Genomic DNA, 15,694 nt, shown 5'->3' with positions numbered 1-15,694 from the left:
GAAAATGGTTTGAATTTTAATTATATTACTCCTGTCATGATGGCAGGAGTAAATTTTTTTATGGTATGTTGCTAGAATAAAAAAAGTGGTAAAAGTTCATTGACTTTTACCACTCTTCCTTTATTATATTGCTAATCCAATCAGATTTCGATCTCGATCAATTTAGCTCCGGCAGTAACGGATTTTCCTTCTTGAGTCAGGATACGTTTTACTTTTCCGGCGTAATCACTTGTAATGTTGTTTTCCATCTTCATGGCTTCCAATACAAGTACGTTTTGTCCTTTACTTACAACATCACCCGGTTTAACGAGGATCTTGAAGATGTTACCCGGCATCGGAGCTTCAACCACTTTTCCGGTAATCGGTTCTTCTTTTTGAACTTCAGCGGTTTGTTGTGTTTGTTCCCCTTTATGCGTGGCCATATAACGGGCTTCTTTCTGTTTTGTCAAGAAGTTTTTGGCGACAGCCGGGAAAAGTTCCATCAAAAGGACTTCTTTCTCGTTCTCGGCCAATTTTACTCCACCGAATTCGGTCAAAACAGGATTTTCCTGCATTTGATATTTTGACGTATCATACGGGGTCTCTTCACGGGTTCCGGCAATTTTCAGACGGAATTCCGGATCAACAGGTACCGGAGTCTTTCCGTATTCACCTTTTACCAAAGCCACGAATTGATTAGATACGTTAGAATACATCGGTTTACCATTCTTGATGTCCAAGGCACAGTTCACGGCTTGAGCGCCTACAATCTGGCTGGTAGGAGTTACCAAAGGAGGAAGACCGGCAGCTAAACGAACCGTCGGGATTAATTTCATGGCATCTTCCAGAATATCCATTGAGTTCAATTGTTTTAATTGGGCTACCATGTTGGTGTACATACCACCGGGAACCTCGGCTTTCTTCACGAGTTCGTTCGGTTTCGGGAAGTTGAAATAAGCTTCGATTGCATGACAAGCTTCCAACAATGCCTCTTCGTTGTTACTCTTGGCAGCAGCGATAGCGTCATCGAATAATTTGTCAATGTTAGCCGGAAGTGTATCTGTAAGCGGGTTGAACGGATTCGGGAATTGTTTAACAGCATCGTATGCCTCCAATTCTTTACGAATCGTGTACAACTCTTTGTTGATCTTGGCAACAGCTTCCATGTTTACATCCAGTTCGATACCTAATTTCTTACAGAAGATGTAAATCAATTCAATAGCCGGAGCAGCAGGACCACCCGCGAAATTCCAGATATTGGTATCAACGATGTCAACACCGTGTACAATAGCGGAAAGTACGGCACCTAATCCGTAGCCCGGGGTACAGTGAGTATGGAAGTCTACCGGAATCTTCAAATTGCTCTTGAATAACTGCATCATCTCGGAAATACGAGCCGGGTTAATCAAACCACTCATATCCTTGATCGTGATCATGTCAGCTCCGAGAGCCTCCATTTCTTTTGCCTTATTCAAGAAATATTCGTTCGTGAACACGGGTTCGGGATTCTTTTTCCCTTTTAACTTGTCCATCAAACTTAATTTCGGATATTTCGGGTCAATCGTGTAGCAAACAGCGCAATCAGCCATACCACCATATTTTTTCACGTATTTGATGGTCGATTTCACGTTGTTCACGTCGTTCAAGGCGTCGAAAATACGCATGATTCCTAAACCGGATTCGATAGCGTTTTTACAGAAACCTTCGATAATTTCATCCGTGTAAGGTGCGTAACCGAATAAGTTACGACCTCTGGAGAGGGCGGTCAACTTGGAAACATCACCGATAACGGCTTTGATTTTTTCCAAACGATCCCATGGATTCTCGTTCAAATAACGCATTACGGAATCGGGTACAGCTCCTCCCCATACTTCCATCGCGTAGAACTTAGCATCCTTGTAAAAAGGTAACACGCGGTCCACTTGATTTTGGTTCATCCGGGTTGCGAATGAAGATTGTTGACCGTCTCTAAGTGTAAGATCTCGAATTAGTAATTTTCGTGCCATGTTTTATAAGAATTAATTGTTATGTGTTCTTTTAAATTCTGGACCAAATCTATTCAAAAGAAAATAATTTTCCTAATAATATACCTGAAATATCTGAGAAAAACTAACAAATTTTTTGAATCTTCAAAAATATGATTTTAATTTGTAACTTGAGATCGGATGTTTTATCCGTAACTCTGGTGAAATTAAATAAGTACGTCATGGAAAGAATCGCAATATTCCCGGGATCCTTTGATCCGTTCACAATCGGACACGAAGAAATCGTGAAACGTGGATTAAAAATGTTTGATAAAATCGTTATTGCCGTGGGAATTAATGCGGTTAAAAAAGAGTTCTTGGACGTGGATACCCGGATTGCCATTATTCGTAAAGTTTTCGAAGATGTAGATAATGTCATTGTCATGAGTTATTCCGGTTTGACTGTAGATTTTTGCGAGCAAATGGGTGCTAATTTCATTATTCGTGGTTTACGTACTGCCGCTGACTTCGAGTACGAACGTGCTGTCGGTCAGGCAAACAAAGCGATGGATTCTTCCGTGGAAACTGTTTTCCTTTTAACTTCTCCCGAACATACTTTTATCAGTTCGACCATCGTGCGCGATATATTCATGAATGGAGGAAATGCCAATAAATTTTTACCAACAAACGTAACAATAGAAGATTTACGTCAATAAAAGAGAGAATTTGAAACATTTTAGTGTGTTTTTCCATATATATATGAAGAGTATTAATAGATATTAGTACTGGGAAATTGTTTTATCTTTTGGAGAATAAGAATGTAGTAGTCAAGTGGTGTGAAATATAAATAAACGATCAATTATTGAAATACAAATTTACATTATTTTTTGACACTTGTAAAAAGATGCTATTTTTTTTAATGGCTAATTATTAATACGTTTGAAATTTTGTCTTAACGATAAGAAAGTAATCCTCTGAACATCATTAATTGATCGTTTGTTGAGGGTATATATTATTAAAAATGAAGTTTACATAAATGAAGTTAGGGGTGTAATGGATGGACGAGTTAGATAAAATATTGCAACTCTTGAAAAAAGGAGATCGACGAGGGTTAGAACTATTGTTCCACCATTTTTATAAGCCATTGGTATTTTATGCCATGAATTTTCTTGCGCAACAAGAGGAGGCTGAGGATGCCGTACAAGAAGTTTTTATTAAGTTTTGGGAGGGAAAGCGTTTTCACGCTATAAAAAATAGCCTGCGTCCTTACTTGTATCAATCCGTGCGTAACTATTGTTTGAATTTGTTGGAAGGAAAAAAAGTGGTTCTTACGGAACCTATCAACTCGGGCATGGATATGGCAGAGAATGAATATTTGGATGAGTCGGAATGGAATACCCGCATTGATCAATTATATAAAGCGGTAGATCGTTTACCCGATCGGACGCGGGAAGTTTTTAAAAGAATCGTGCTGGACGGGAAACGGCATAAAGAAGTAGCAGAAGAATTTGAAATTTCTGTAACTACGGTAAAAACTCTTTTGGCGAGAGCATTAGCGGCTTTACGAGCCGAGTTAAGCGAAAAAACATATTCGATATTGTTACTCTTCGTATAATTTTTTTGATTTTTTCTTCGAATTCTTGTCATCTATTTTTTCTTTTCTCCTGTCATAAGTATAGAACCAATGGAGAATAAATCATCATGTTACCAGAAAATATAGTACAATTAGCTTTGAAATCTCGTAAAGAGGGATTGACTGTAAAAGAACGGGAGTTTTTGGATCAGTGGCTTTTGGAGAACGTGGAATTGCAGGAAGAATTTCACCAGTTGGTAGAGTGTGGTTCCGTGGTACAGGCTGCTCGTTTGTTTGAGGATATTCAGATTAGAGATGCTTGGCAAAATATGGAACAAAAACTTTCTTCCCGACCGGGTTGGAGAAAACGTCATTTGACTATTCGTTGGAGTGTCGCTGCAACGGTAGTGATTATGTTGACTGCGGGATGGTTTTTGTTTAGACAATCACCTGTAATAACCGAGCCGGAGAAGTTAGCGCAAATAACCCCGGGGAGTTTGAAAGCCGTCTGGGTTTTAGAAGGTGGAGAGAAGTATGAGTTAAGCGAAAGCCTGGGACGTGATATCACGAACAGCGGGGGTGCCACGATTGGTAAGGACTCTTTGAATACCCTGGTAATTCAAGGGGGTAACAGCGAGCAAAGGAGTACCGTGAGGGTCCCGGAAGGGGGAGAATACCGGGTGGTCTTGAGTGATGGAACGAAAGTATGGATTAACTCGGGGAGTGAATTGACATTCCCGATGAACTTTGAAAAAGGAGAACGGGTGGTTGAATTGAAAGGAGAGGCTTATTTCGATGTTACTAAAAGTAAAGAATGGCCTTTTATCGTGCGTACTTGTCGCTCCAGCGTGAAAGTATTGGGAACCTCTTTCAATGTTTGCAGTTATGAAGAAGACTCTCTTGAACAGGTAACCCTGGAACAAGGTGGCGTGGAAGTGAAACATCACGACGAGACCTACCTTTTGCATCCGGGAGAGCAGTTCGAATTAGACACGACAAATGAAGAGATTGAAGTGAAACCTGTAAACGTGAAACTATATACCTCATGGATTGACGGAATGTTCCGTTTCCATAATATGCCGCTGGATTTATTGACGGTGAAATTGGAACGTTGGTATGATGTGCATTTTGTTTTCTCGAATGAAGTTTGTAAAAATTATCGTTTCACCGGGGCAATCCGTAAAGACGTGGACTTTAACGAATTTATCCGTCTGATAGAACGGACGACAAATGTGAAATTTATTATAAATCAGAAGGATATAATAATACAAGAAAAATAAAAAGCAGGAAGTACGGCCATACTCCCCGCTTTGTTTAAATAAGATTCATGCTTTTTTTCAAGAGCATGAGAGTACTAATTTCAAATACAAAAGTATGAAAAAAAAGAGAAACACTTGGTATCGCTACGGGAAAATACCATGTAAAAAAAGTTTATGTATCATGAGATTAACATTACTACTTATGATCGGTTTTGTGTTTCAGCTATCAGCAACGGGTGTGGCACAAAGCGTGAAGATCGAAAAACAGCACCAGACCTTGGAAACTGTATTTGAACAAGTCGAATCACAGACCGGTTTGTTGATCATGTTCAGTAATAACGAATTAGATGTGAATCGTAAAATAACTCTTGATGTTCGTAAATATACTTTGAATGAACTATTTCGTAAGGTGTTGGAAGGTACGAACATGGATTTCGACTTGGAACAGAATTACGTGATAATCCGTCCGGCCCGTCCGGTTGCCGTGCGGGACAGTGTGGTAAAAACGAATAAAATAAAAGGTGTCATCGTGGATGCTCACGGGGAACCTCTTCCGGGAGTAACCGTTGTGGCCAAACGGGGAGAAATTCTGGTGACGGGAGCGGCTTCCGACGGGAGCGGTAAGTTCGAGATCGTGGTTCCTGCAGATATACGTGACTTGACGTTTACTTTTGTAGGGTATAAAACGGCCATTGTTCCGGTAGAATTGGATAAGGAAATGACCATACGTATGGAAGAAGAAGTGAGCGAGGTGGATGAGGTTGTTGTGACCGGTTATTTCACGAAATCAAAGTCCAGTTACACGGGAGCCGTGAAGAGCGTGACTGCCGAGCAGTTGAAAACCATCTCCGGTACGAACGTGGTTGCCGCTCTGGCAGCCTTAACGCCCGGTTTGAATCTGGTAGAAAGAAGTGAGTTAGGGTCTAACCCGAATCACGTTCCGGAATTATTATTACGCGGTATGAGTTCTTTCTCTGATGGGACGACCCAAGTGAATCAACCGACGATCGTGCTGGATGGAGTTGAAATCAGTATGCAGGAATTGTACGATTTGGATATTAACGAGATCGAAAATATCACGGTGTTAAAAGATGCATCGGCAACGGCTCTTTACGGGTCTCGTGCTGCCAGTGGAGTTATCGTGGTGGAAAGAAAAAAACTGACGGAAGGCAGTATGCGAGTAGCCTATAATTTTACGGGTAACGTGCAATTCCCTTATTTGAAAGATTATGATATGCTGAATGCGGCCCAGAAATTGGAATACGAGCGTTTAGCAGGCTTGTACACGTCGGAAGTAAAAAAAGATGCTTGGGGAAATATCACGAATGAAGGAGAGCAATATGCGTTAGATAAATTATATAACGAGCGTTATCAAGAAGTGCAGCGAGGAGTAGACACCGATTGGTTGTCACAACCTGCCAGAACGGCTTTTTCTCACGACCACTCTTTGCGTTTGTATGGTGGAGCCTCCAATATTCGTTATGAACTGTCCGGACGTTTTAATAACGTGCAGGGAGTTATGAAAGAGGACTACCGTCGTCGTTATAACTTGGGATTCAAATTGGAATATCACGTGCAGAACAAATTGACGATGGCGAATCGCACCACTTATAGCGAAGTGAATTACAAGCAATCACCTTACGGTTCTTTTTCAAAATACGTGGAAATGAATCCTTATGACCGGATTTATGACCAGTACGGGGAATATAATAAAAATCTTTCTTGGAACTTGGACAATCCTTTGTATGAGGCGAGCTTGGGTAATTATGATATTTCAAAGGATAAATCCATCTCGAATACCACGGATTTTCGTTGGGAAATCAACAAAATGTTCCGTTTGTCGGGAAACTTTAATATCACGGTAACAGATTCTAATAACGAGGTGTTTAAATCTCCCGATTCTCAAGATTTTAAAGACGAGACAGAACTTTCTAAAAAAGGTTCTTTGACCCAGAAAAATGGTAGTGGCGTGTCATACGCCGGAACCTTGACAGGGGCATTTAACCTGATGACCGATAATAACAGTTTGTATAGTGTGAATGCGGGTGTGGAAATCCGGAAGGAAACCAGCGAGTCCTCCACCATGACAGGAGTGGGCTTTTATGATGACGCGTTGAATTTCATGGGGCAGGCCGCTGGTTATTCTGATCAAAAACCGACGGGAACACAGGCCGTCAGTACGGAATTGGGATTTTTCGTGAATGGAAACTATATGTATAACAATCGTTATTATGCTGACGTGGTATACCGTGTGACCGGATCGTCGAAATTTGGGGCAAACAACCGTTACGGTAGTTTCTGGTCTGCCGGGTTAGGATGGAACATACATAACGAAAGTTTCATTACTTCAAGTAAGATTGATATTCTGAAAATCCGGGGTAGCTTGGGATACACGGGTAAGGTGAATTTCTCTCCTTTCCAAGCAATGACCATGTATCAATATTCCGGTGATCTGGAATATTTGAACGGTATCGGAGCTATCCCGCAGGGAATCGGTAATAAAGATTTAGGTTGGGAACGGGAACTTTCCTATAACGTGGGAACAGACATCAGTCTTTTTAATCGTCGATTGAATTTCACGTTTGATGTTTACTTGAAAAAGACAACCGACTTGGTATTGGATGCCTCTCGTGCGCCGTCTACCGGAACGACTTCTGCCAAAGAAAATATCGGGGAGATGGAAAACAAGGGACTGGAGTTCCAGGTGGATGGTATGCTCGTGCAGAGAAATGATTTTTACTGGCAGGTTGCGGCTACCGGAAGTATGAACCGGAACCGGATCTTGAAAATAAACAGCGCCTTGAAGAAAGCGAATGAAGATGCCAACAAGGTAGATTCGAAGACCCCGCTGGCACAATATGAGGAAGGTGAATCTACCTCGGCATTGAAAGTGGTTAAATCAGCGGGAATTGATCCGGCGACAGGACAGGAAGTATTTATTAAATTGAACGGGGAGAGAACCTTCGAGTACTCTGCGGATGATAAATTCGTGATCGGGGATACTGAACCGAGATTCCGGGGAACCGTTTCAACTAATTTGTTTTACAAGGGATTCAGCTTGTATCTGTTAGGTCGGTATGAATGTGGTGCTTACTTGTATAACACGACTCGTGCCACGAAAGTGGAGGGTGCGGACCCGAAAAAGAATGCAGATAAACGAGTTTTCAGCAGTCGTTGGAAAAATCCGGGCGATATTGCTTTCTACAAGGACATCGCAGATTCTGAAGGATGGGGGTCGAACCCGAAACATACAGACCGTTTCGTGGAAAAAGAAAATGTGTTCACGCTGGGAACCGTGAATTTCGGTTACGAATTCAGACCGAACATTTGTTCCAAGATTGGGGTACGAAATTTACGTGTCGGAGTGAACTTGACGGACATCGTGCGTTGGTCAAACGTGAAAATAGAACGGGGAACCACTTATCTATATAGTAACGGGTTTGAATTCACGCTTAGTACAACATTTTAAAAGGAAAGATTATGAAGATAGGATTAAAAAATATAATGGTACTTTTAGCCTTACTCCTTGGGGGAAGTTCCTGTGACAGTTTTTTGGACGTGCAACCTAAAGGTGAGGTACTGGAAGATGATTTACTGAAAGATGCGAAGGGATTTGAGAATGCTCTTTACGGGGTCTATGCCAAGATGGGGGCAACTAACTTGTACGGGCAGAATCTGAGTTATTCCGCCTTGGATTTGATGGCTCAATATTATACCTCTACAAATAACGAAGAGGTTGAGCCACTTATAAAATATGACTATAAGAATACGAAAGCGGAAGATCTTTTTTATAATATCTGGTGTGATATGTATTCCAATATCGCCTATGCGAATAACGTGTTGGAACATCTGGACAAATTCTCCCCTTCGGATATGCAATTTTACAATATCTATAAAGGAGAGGCTTTGGGGCTGCGTGCCTTCATGCATTTTGACCTGTTGCGTATTTTCAGCGAGCAAATCACGGAGAACGAAAGTGCTGTCGGGATTCCTTATTCAACCCGGTTCTCCTTGTTTGCCCCGGACATTCTGAAATCTAAAGACGTGTACAAGCGGATTATTTCTGATTTGAGGTCGGCAGAGCAATTATTGGATGACGAGGAACTGTATGCGTCAGTCTCTTCGAACGCTAATTTCCTGAAAGACCAGAATATCCATTTTAACTTGCAGGCCGTGCAAGCGACTCTGGCAAGGGTTTACTTGACGGAAGGAACACTCGATAGTGCCTTGTATTACGCGCAGCAAGTGATACAAGCTCCCGGTCTTTCCCTGTTGGATTACACGGATATTGCCGGAGATCTGGCGGGAAAATTGTCATCCAAGGAAACGGTATTCGGAATTTATTCAAAGAATTTTGCCGAACCGGTGATTAAAATATTGCACAACTCCCAGTCTGCGTATTCTTTCGAAATGCGTTATAATATTCAACAATTATACCAGATTGACGGGGCCGGGAATGATTACCGCTGGGGTGCATGGTACACGTATAACAACACGGGAAAATACTGGAAACTGGATAAACTGACAGATACTTACGTGCTGAATAACACGGAATATAACCGTCCGGCAGGTGAGATCCGCGGAATCAACATGATACGCTTACCCGAAATGTATTATATCGCGGCCGAGAGTGCCTTGAAGTTGGGTAATTACGATCAAGCTCTTGATTATTTTAACGAGTTGTTGGAAAGTCGGGGATTAGTTGCTTTGGACGAGAGACTTCCGGCCGAAACTCTGACTATCGACAAGATCACGGATGATCGTTATAAAGAATTTGTCGGGGAAGGACAATCCTTCTACCACATGAAACGATTGAACCTGAATATTCTTAATGTCGAGGGACAGACCGTAACTGCCGACAAGAAAATCTACGTGGTGGACATCCCGTCACAAGAGTTCGAATTTAGAAGATGAAATGGTAAATAGAAAACATATGAGAAACATAACATATATATTCACCGGTTGCCTGTTCGTGATATTCGGCATGGGATTGATCTCCTGCAATGAACAGGATTACAAGTTGTTCGATTCTTCCCGTACGGGAATTTACTTCACGGAAGACAGCGTGGTGTATTCTTTCGGGGTGACGAAACTGGAAGTTACTTCCTACGAGATGAAACTCCCCATGAAAATCATGGGGGCTCCGGTTAAAGAAGTGCGTTCTTTCAAGGTGGAAGTCGTGGCAGCCAAGACCACGGCAGAGGCAGGTGTACATTATACCTTGCCAGCCGAATTGATTATCGAACCGGATTCCGTGAATGGTGTGTTACCGGTAACGGTATTGCGTGAACATTTGGGAAGTGACGGGTATTGGCAGGTGGCTTTCCGTTTACTGGCAACGGATGATTTTGAACCGGAGACAGAGGTCGGAACCGTGTCTATCGCTTCTTTCAATAATGTCGTGGAACCTCCGCAATGGAAAGATTGGTCTGGTAAGGTCACGTGGCCGGATTATAAATTGGGGGTATGGGATCCCGTGAAATGGGTTAAATTCATGGAATATTTCCGGGCAATGGAAGAGACCGTTCCGGCTACTTACAAAGGAATGGTGGATATGTACGGGCCGAATCTGGAAAATGTACAATACGGGTGGATGGACGAGTATAATTACGCCGCGACCAAGTACATATTGACCCCGATGTATGACTTCTTTGCCGCGAACCCGGAATTATTGCAAAGCGGGAAAAATGATATTCCGAAACCGTATTGATGAAATGAATTATTCATGTAGTAAAAACAGATTATTATGAAGTGGAAATATCTATATATATGGCTAATAGGCTTATTGGCAATCGGTTGTTTTGATGATGACACGACTGTTGACACGGTTCGGATCTCCGAGATCGCCATTGATACCAATAGTTTACAGAAAGAGTATAACAGGGACAAAAATCAAACTCTGGTGATTGACATCACTCCTTATGTGACCCAGAAGGAAAAAGACCTTCCGTTGACGTTCCAGTGGGACATGGATTACAAGTTTTATTCGGATTCGTCCGTCCTGTACGTGGACTGTCAGGATTTGGGAACCTTCCCGATGCGGGTGAAAGTGAGTAACGAGCATAGTAGTGCGTTCTACGAGTTCAAGTTGCATATAAATTCTCCTTATGAAGAAGGAATTACGGTGTTAAGTGAAAGCGGCGACGGGACGGGTATGCTTTCTTTCATGCGTCAGATGGCAGACGGAACCATGGGAAATTTTGAAACGCATTGTTTGACAATGAATAATCCCGGAGAAGTATTCCCGAAATCTCCCACGGACATGGCAAAAAGATTATCTCAGTTGTTTATCAGTTATAAAAATGATCCTTCCGTTTACGTGATCAATGCCAAAACGTTTGAATTGGAGAATATCGTGAAGGCTCCCGAGTTTTCGGATTTCCTTCCAGTGGCTATGATGTTACCGGATAACACGGCTCGTACGGCAGTTGCCATATCTGAGAATGGCAAGGTTTATAATCTGGCCAGTATGGAAGGTTTGATCCTTACCCATACCACGTTGACCTCGACTTATTCCTCTGTTCAACACAGTTACTTCGGGGGATATCAACCCTATTATTATCTGTGGGATGTGAATCAGCATACGATTTGTTATTACAATGGCTATACGGCTAATTATTGTCAAGAATTCGGACCGATCTGGAACGGGGCACATGAGGTGATCGCTATTTTTGAAAACGAAAAAAAATCATCTTTTACCGTGTTGACCGAATTGAATGGAGAGATATGGAAAACTTCTTTGAGTAATACGATTTATAAGCTTAACGAGAATTATCAAAAAATTGGTGTTGATTATCGTGATGTACAACGAGTGATTGCTAATCCGGTACTCAAGAAAGAAGACCCGAAAGTTGCCAGTTCTTCTTACCAGTGTTTGTTCTATGCACAGGGTAACAAGATTTATCGCTGGTACTATTCGTCCACTTCATTCCCGACAGAATCGTGGACAGTGATTGACGATATCTCGAATGCAGAGATCACGACGATGGCGATCAGTCCGGATGAATCCCAGATATACGTGGGGGCTTACCGCTCGAATGAATCCGGAGAGAACGGGTATATCTATATCTACGATACGAGAACGGGTCAGTTGATCGATTCTTATAAAAACGTAGCCTACAAGCCAGTCAAAATAATGTATAAAGTAAAATGAAACATATAATCAGTATCCTCCTTTTGCTTGCAGCTATCGGTTGCAAGCAAAAAGGACCCACTGAGATCACCGGATCGGTGGATCGAGGTGAATACTCGGGGTTTCAATTGTTTATTGTTGATGGGGATAAGAGGGATTCTTTGTTGGTTGATAGCCAAACAGGACTTTTTTCGCTTCAACTGGATGGTGATGCTCCTCGGATGGTAACCTTGATGGGAGTTGTGGGAACCGAGCAAAACAAGTGGCCGTTTGAACAGGCGTTGTATATTGAACCGGGCGGAAAAGTAAAGCTTGATATTCGATTTAAGAGTAGACGGGCGAAAATCGAGGTTGATAAGAAGGACCGGAACAATGCGGCATTGATAACTTATAATTGTTTTTACCTGGATAAAAGTCGGTCTATATGGGAAAATCCACCCGTGGCGAATGAATTGAAAAATAGCATGAGTGAAATTTATACTCGTGTAAATGACGTGATGGAAGAATTTCGCCCTGCGAATATGGTGGAAAACTATCTACGGATACAGGCATATTTATCTTTTATGCAGGCTTTGGATGGCGTGACTTACATGTACTCCCGTAACGGAGAAACGTTACCCGATGGAATGGATGAATTTTTACCCCCAGTTTACGAAATCTTGGATAATCCGATCGCCTTGTTTTTTTATAACACAAATACTTTCGTATTCAATTACCTGAAAAGGGAACGGGAGACTCCGGAGGAACAACTTCAACTATTGAAAGAACGTTTTACCGTTCCGTCTATAGTGGCCTCTGTAAGTCGGCTGATTGTGCAAAATTTCGTGACGAACTATAATTACAAAAATGGTTTTGAAGAAGGCTTGCTGCGTTTGAAAAATATGACAGCCGATTTAGGGGATGAAGGGCAAAAATTGGTAAAAGACTTCGAATCCAAAAAATATTCCATGGAAGGAGCCGCTTTGCCCGACGTGACGTTGGAAGACGTGGATGGTAAAATTCACAGGCTAACGGATTTTCGAGGAAAATATCTTTATATCGACCTGTGGGCCTCGTGGTGTGCTCCTTGTTGTCAGGAAGTTCCCTATTTGCAGAAGTTGGAAAAACAATTGAAGAATCCTGCGGTAGAATTTATCAGTATCTCGCTCGATACGAATAAAGAGGCATGGAAGAAAAAGATGAAACAATTAAAGATGCATGGTTATCAATATATCGTGACCGGAGATCAATTCGCCACGATGATGAACATCAAAGGAATACCTCATTTCCTGCTTTATAGTAAAGACGGGACTTTGATGCAGTACAAGGCAGATCGCCCTTCTTCAGGCGATAAAATACGAAATGTGCTGACTCGATTAAAATAAAAAACGGGCTTTTGCCCTGCATGTTCATAAAGTTTGTATTTTTTCTAATGAAAAAGGGTTCCCAAGGGAACCTTTTTTCACATCAGTGTGACTGAGTAATTGAATATTAAACGAGAGTTTTTTTAATTGCTTACTTAAAAACTGAATCCACTCTGGAAAATGTTGGACTGGCTGTAAGGAACCAAGTTCCCGGAGAACGTCAATTCTCTTCCATTTGTGTTTGAGCTTACGGTTACTGTCGAGTAATTACTCCCGTAGCCGAGGCGAACGGTTACTTGAGCGAATAAAGCGGCACCCATCACGTTGAACGTATAAGTGATATTTCCGTTTTTGTCAACTCTTTCGTTAATGCTGGAAGGCCAGCCAGTGAGCGTGATCCCACCTAAACCGTTCGGTCCGGGATTAAACCCGTTGAATGCCAATTGCAATGAAACCTGATTGTTGTCCATGGCCACGAAGTTCAAATTGTTCGTTACGGGAATGGCTGCCCCGAAATTGTTAAACAACGTGTTGGCTTGTAATACCCAACTGTTACTTTTAAGTGCTTTAACCGCATCTTGGTAGGCGATCATGTTTTGTTGCTCGCGAACCATTCTGTTGTGCATCCTCATGCATTCCCTGTGAGCCTTTCTTTTAGCCCGTAGTTCTTTTTTTGTTTGTGCTTGCATTGCAAAATCACTGAACAGGAATGTAGTCATTGCCAATAAAAAAATAATTTTTTTCATAGCGTCTCTTTTTTATTTTATTCTGATTAGTTTAGTTTACGAATTGACATATCCCCTCACCATCTTCTGCTAGTCCTTGAAAGAATGACTAATAGAATATTCAAATTCTATGGCGTATACGTCACGAAATCGGGCAGGGTTATCCTTATGTCTTTAAAAAAGATTAATTTTATAAAGCGGGTCTTACAGGAAGGTTATATCGTTACTACTCTTCACTTTTCAATACACCCAAGGTAGGGGAGGACTTTTGACCGTCTGCGGTGGTTGCGAAACCATAAATTACCAGATGATGGGAATCCCAATCTTTAGGCAGCTCCCAGGTTGTTTCTCCGGCCTCGGCTCTGGTTCCCAATATCACTTTCCGGCTCCGCCCCATCTGGGTTTCATAGATAGCCCCGTGTAAACAATCGTTTTTATACATATAAGGCATTAATGGCTGTTTTTTCCACCGGAAGATGATCCGGTGCCCGGCATGGTCAATTTCTGCCTCGATTGCCGGTAAAGCCAAGGGACCGTCGGAAATGGCCAGTTGTAGCGGGTCAATCGTTACGTTTAACTCGTCATCGACTTCAACTTTCCCCATGTTTAGAGCCAAAAAACGGTTAGATGCCTCCTTTCTTGAAGAGGTGCAGAATCCGGAGGATAAGATCGGGGTCAGATGGTGTTTGAAGAGCGATATGGTTTTCATGCGAGTTCTTTGCTTTAATTGTTGAAGAGTCTTCGCATCTTTCCGGGAGAAAATTTTCGCTCTTGCCACTTGTTTGTCTTTCAGTTTGTAGCTGGTCACGTTACCCACGGTTCCCGATAGGTTCTCGAATATAGTAGATTCAAAAATTGCCATAATACTTTCGTGTTAAGATTTCTTCACTTGAAAATGAATTCCGGGAGAGAAGTTTTTCAAATCATCCCGTCCGAAGAAACAGTATAGATGTGCAGTTTGCCATTCGCCTTCTGGTAGAGTAACTCGTGCGTAACCATCTTTTCGTAGGGTATTCGTATCTTCCAGTAATACTGGGGTATAAGGCTCGTTGTCAAATATTACGGCTACCATTAACCGATCGGTGGATTGTGCAGTGATCGAGCTGGAGTTATCCGTCCAATGCAGTTCTGCGGCATTGGGTTGAGTCTGTTTCGTCGTGATTCCGAAAGGCAATTGTTGGCTACCGTCCGAAAACTCCAGACGGGAATAGTCGATGTAATTGTTCGCCCCGAACAGGTTCATGTTTTTACCTAGGAACCAGTGATATCCCGAACGTTTCTCGTTATACCGGGCTGCTAGATTGCAGATTTCTTTTAACAGGCTACCTTCCAGAGCTTTATACATGGTTTGCGCTCCCGGAAGTTTTGCCCGTTGCATCTGTTGTTTCTCGCTTTTAGGATTGCTTACCTTTTTGGGCCTTTTCCGGATAAACGTTTCGTTTCCCACCCGGTAAATGATGTATTTATCCAGCTTTCCCGACATGCCGTCCAGTAGAGAGTCTTTCAATGATGCCATACTTTTTTATTTTTCAAGTTCGGTTTATAAACGTGACCAAACCCGGTTCACAAGGTGATTCAATCTTTATTGTAATTTATATATGTATATAAATCGATGTAAAGATAATACATTATATTTATAAAAACAATAAAATAATAACTTATTTTTTATTATAAATAGCGTTGAATAGGAAATGAATGGGAGTTGAATGGGAGTTGATA

Annotated in this window: 12 protein-coding genes; 8 read left to right on the top strand and 4 right to left on the bottom strand. The window is 41.8% G+C overall.

What is annotated here, in order from left to right:
• Positions 1-140: 140 nt before the first annotated feature.
• Positions 141-1,985 (bottom strand): biotin/lipoyl-containing protein, encoded by a 1,845-nt coding sequence (locus AB5542_RS11955; protein ID WP_087419833.1) that lies wholly within the window; start codon positions 1,983-1,985, stop codon positions 141-143.
• A 200-nt stretch (positions 1,986-2,185) separates the two neighbouring features.
• On the opposite strand from AB5542_RS11955, the gene coaD reads away from it, so the two are divergent.
• From coaD to AB5542_RS11915, 8 genes are all read left to right on the top strand, one after another.
• On the top strand, positions 2,186-2,659 hold the full coding sequence (gene coaD, locus AB5542_RS11950) for a pantetheine-phosphate adenylyltransferase (RefSeq protein ID WP_027202944.1): 474 nt from the start codon (positions 2,186-2,188) through the stop codon (positions 2,657-2,659).
• A gap of 371 nt (positions 2,660-3,030) precedes the next feature.
• Positions 3,031-3,558, top strand: a complete 528-nt coding sequence (locus tag AB5542_RS11945; RefSeq protein WP_229782448.1) for a sigma-70 family RNA polymerase sigma factor — start codon at positions 3,031-3,033, stop codon at positions 3,556-3,558.
• A gap of 86 nt (positions 3,559-3,644) precedes the next feature.
• Positions 3,645-4,796, top strand: coding sequence for a FecR domain-containing protein (locus AB5542_RS11940; protein WP_087419835.1), 1,152 nt, complete (start codon positions 3,645-3,647; stop codon positions 4,794-4,796).
• A 94-nt stretch (positions 4,797-4,890) separates the two neighbouring features.
• A complete protein-coding gene (locus AB5542_RS11935; protein WP_279038873.1) occupies positions 4,891-8,244 on the top strand; it encodes a SusC/RagA family TonB-linked outer membrane protein in 3,354 nt (1,117 codons plus the stop codon).
• A gap of 11 nt (positions 8,245-8,255) precedes the next feature.
• Complete coding sequence (locus tag AB5542_RS11930) at positions 8,256-9,689, top strand: RagB/SusD family nutrient uptake outer membrane protein (protein WP_279038876.1); 1,434 nt, start codon at positions 8,256-8,258, stop codon at positions 9,687-9,689.
• Positions 9,690-9,708: 19 nt separating this feature from the next.
• Entirely contained in the window at positions 9,709-10,485 is a 777-nt protein-coding gene (locus AB5542_RS11925; RefSeq protein WP_162613707.1) for a DUF4843 domain-containing protein, read from the top strand.
• A 36-nt stretch (positions 10,486-10,521) separates the two neighbouring features.
• Positions 10,522-11,928, top strand: coding sequence for a hypothetical protein (locus tag AB5542_RS11920; protein ID WP_279038878.1), 1,407 nt, complete (start codon positions 10,522-10,524; stop codon positions 11,926-11,928).
• On the top strand, positions 11,925-13,271 hold the full coding sequence (locus AB5542_RS11915) for a TlpA family protein disulfide reductase (RefSeq protein WP_279038881.1): 1,347 nt from the start codon (positions 11,925-11,927) through the stop codon (positions 13,269-13,271). Before AB5542_RS11920 ends, AB5542_RS11915 begins: the two co-directional genes overlap by 4 nt.
• Before the next feature lie 134 nt (positions 13,272-13,405).
• Here the strand turns inward: AB5542_RS11915 and AB5542_RS11910 are convergent, their stop codons facing one another.
• From AB5542_RS11910 to AB5542_RS11900, 3 genes are all read right to left on the bottom strand, one after another.
• Positions 13,406-13,996, bottom strand: coding sequence for a DUF4251 domain-containing protein (locus tag AB5542_RS11910; RefSeq protein ID WP_087419841.1), 591 nt, complete (start codon positions 13,994-13,996; stop codon positions 13,406-13,408).
• 205 nt (positions 13,997-14,201) lie between these two features.
• Positions 14,202-14,837, bottom strand: a complete 636-nt coding sequence (locus tag AB5542_RS11905; protein ID WP_279038883.1) for a hypothetical protein — start codon at positions 14,835-14,837, stop codon at positions 14,202-14,204.
• Positions 14,838-14,849: 12 nt separating this feature from the next.
• Positions 14,850-15,491 (bottom strand): DUF6266 family protein, encoded by a 642-nt coding sequence (locus AB5542_RS11900; protein ID WP_279038885.1) that lies wholly within the window; start codon positions 15,489-15,491, stop codon positions 14,850-14,852.
• Between the last annotated feature and the right edge of the window lie 203 nt (positions 15,492-15,694).

This window comes from Butyricimonas sp. RTP31003st1_G1_RTP31003_210430, assembly GCF_040920905.1.
Classification (GTDB): Bacteria; Bacteroidota; Bacteroidia; order Bacteroidales; family Marinifilaceae; genus Butyricimonas; species Butyricimonas paravirosa.
Note: the sequence above shows the minus strand (reverse complement) of the source record. Positions and strands in the feature narration are given on the sequence as shown.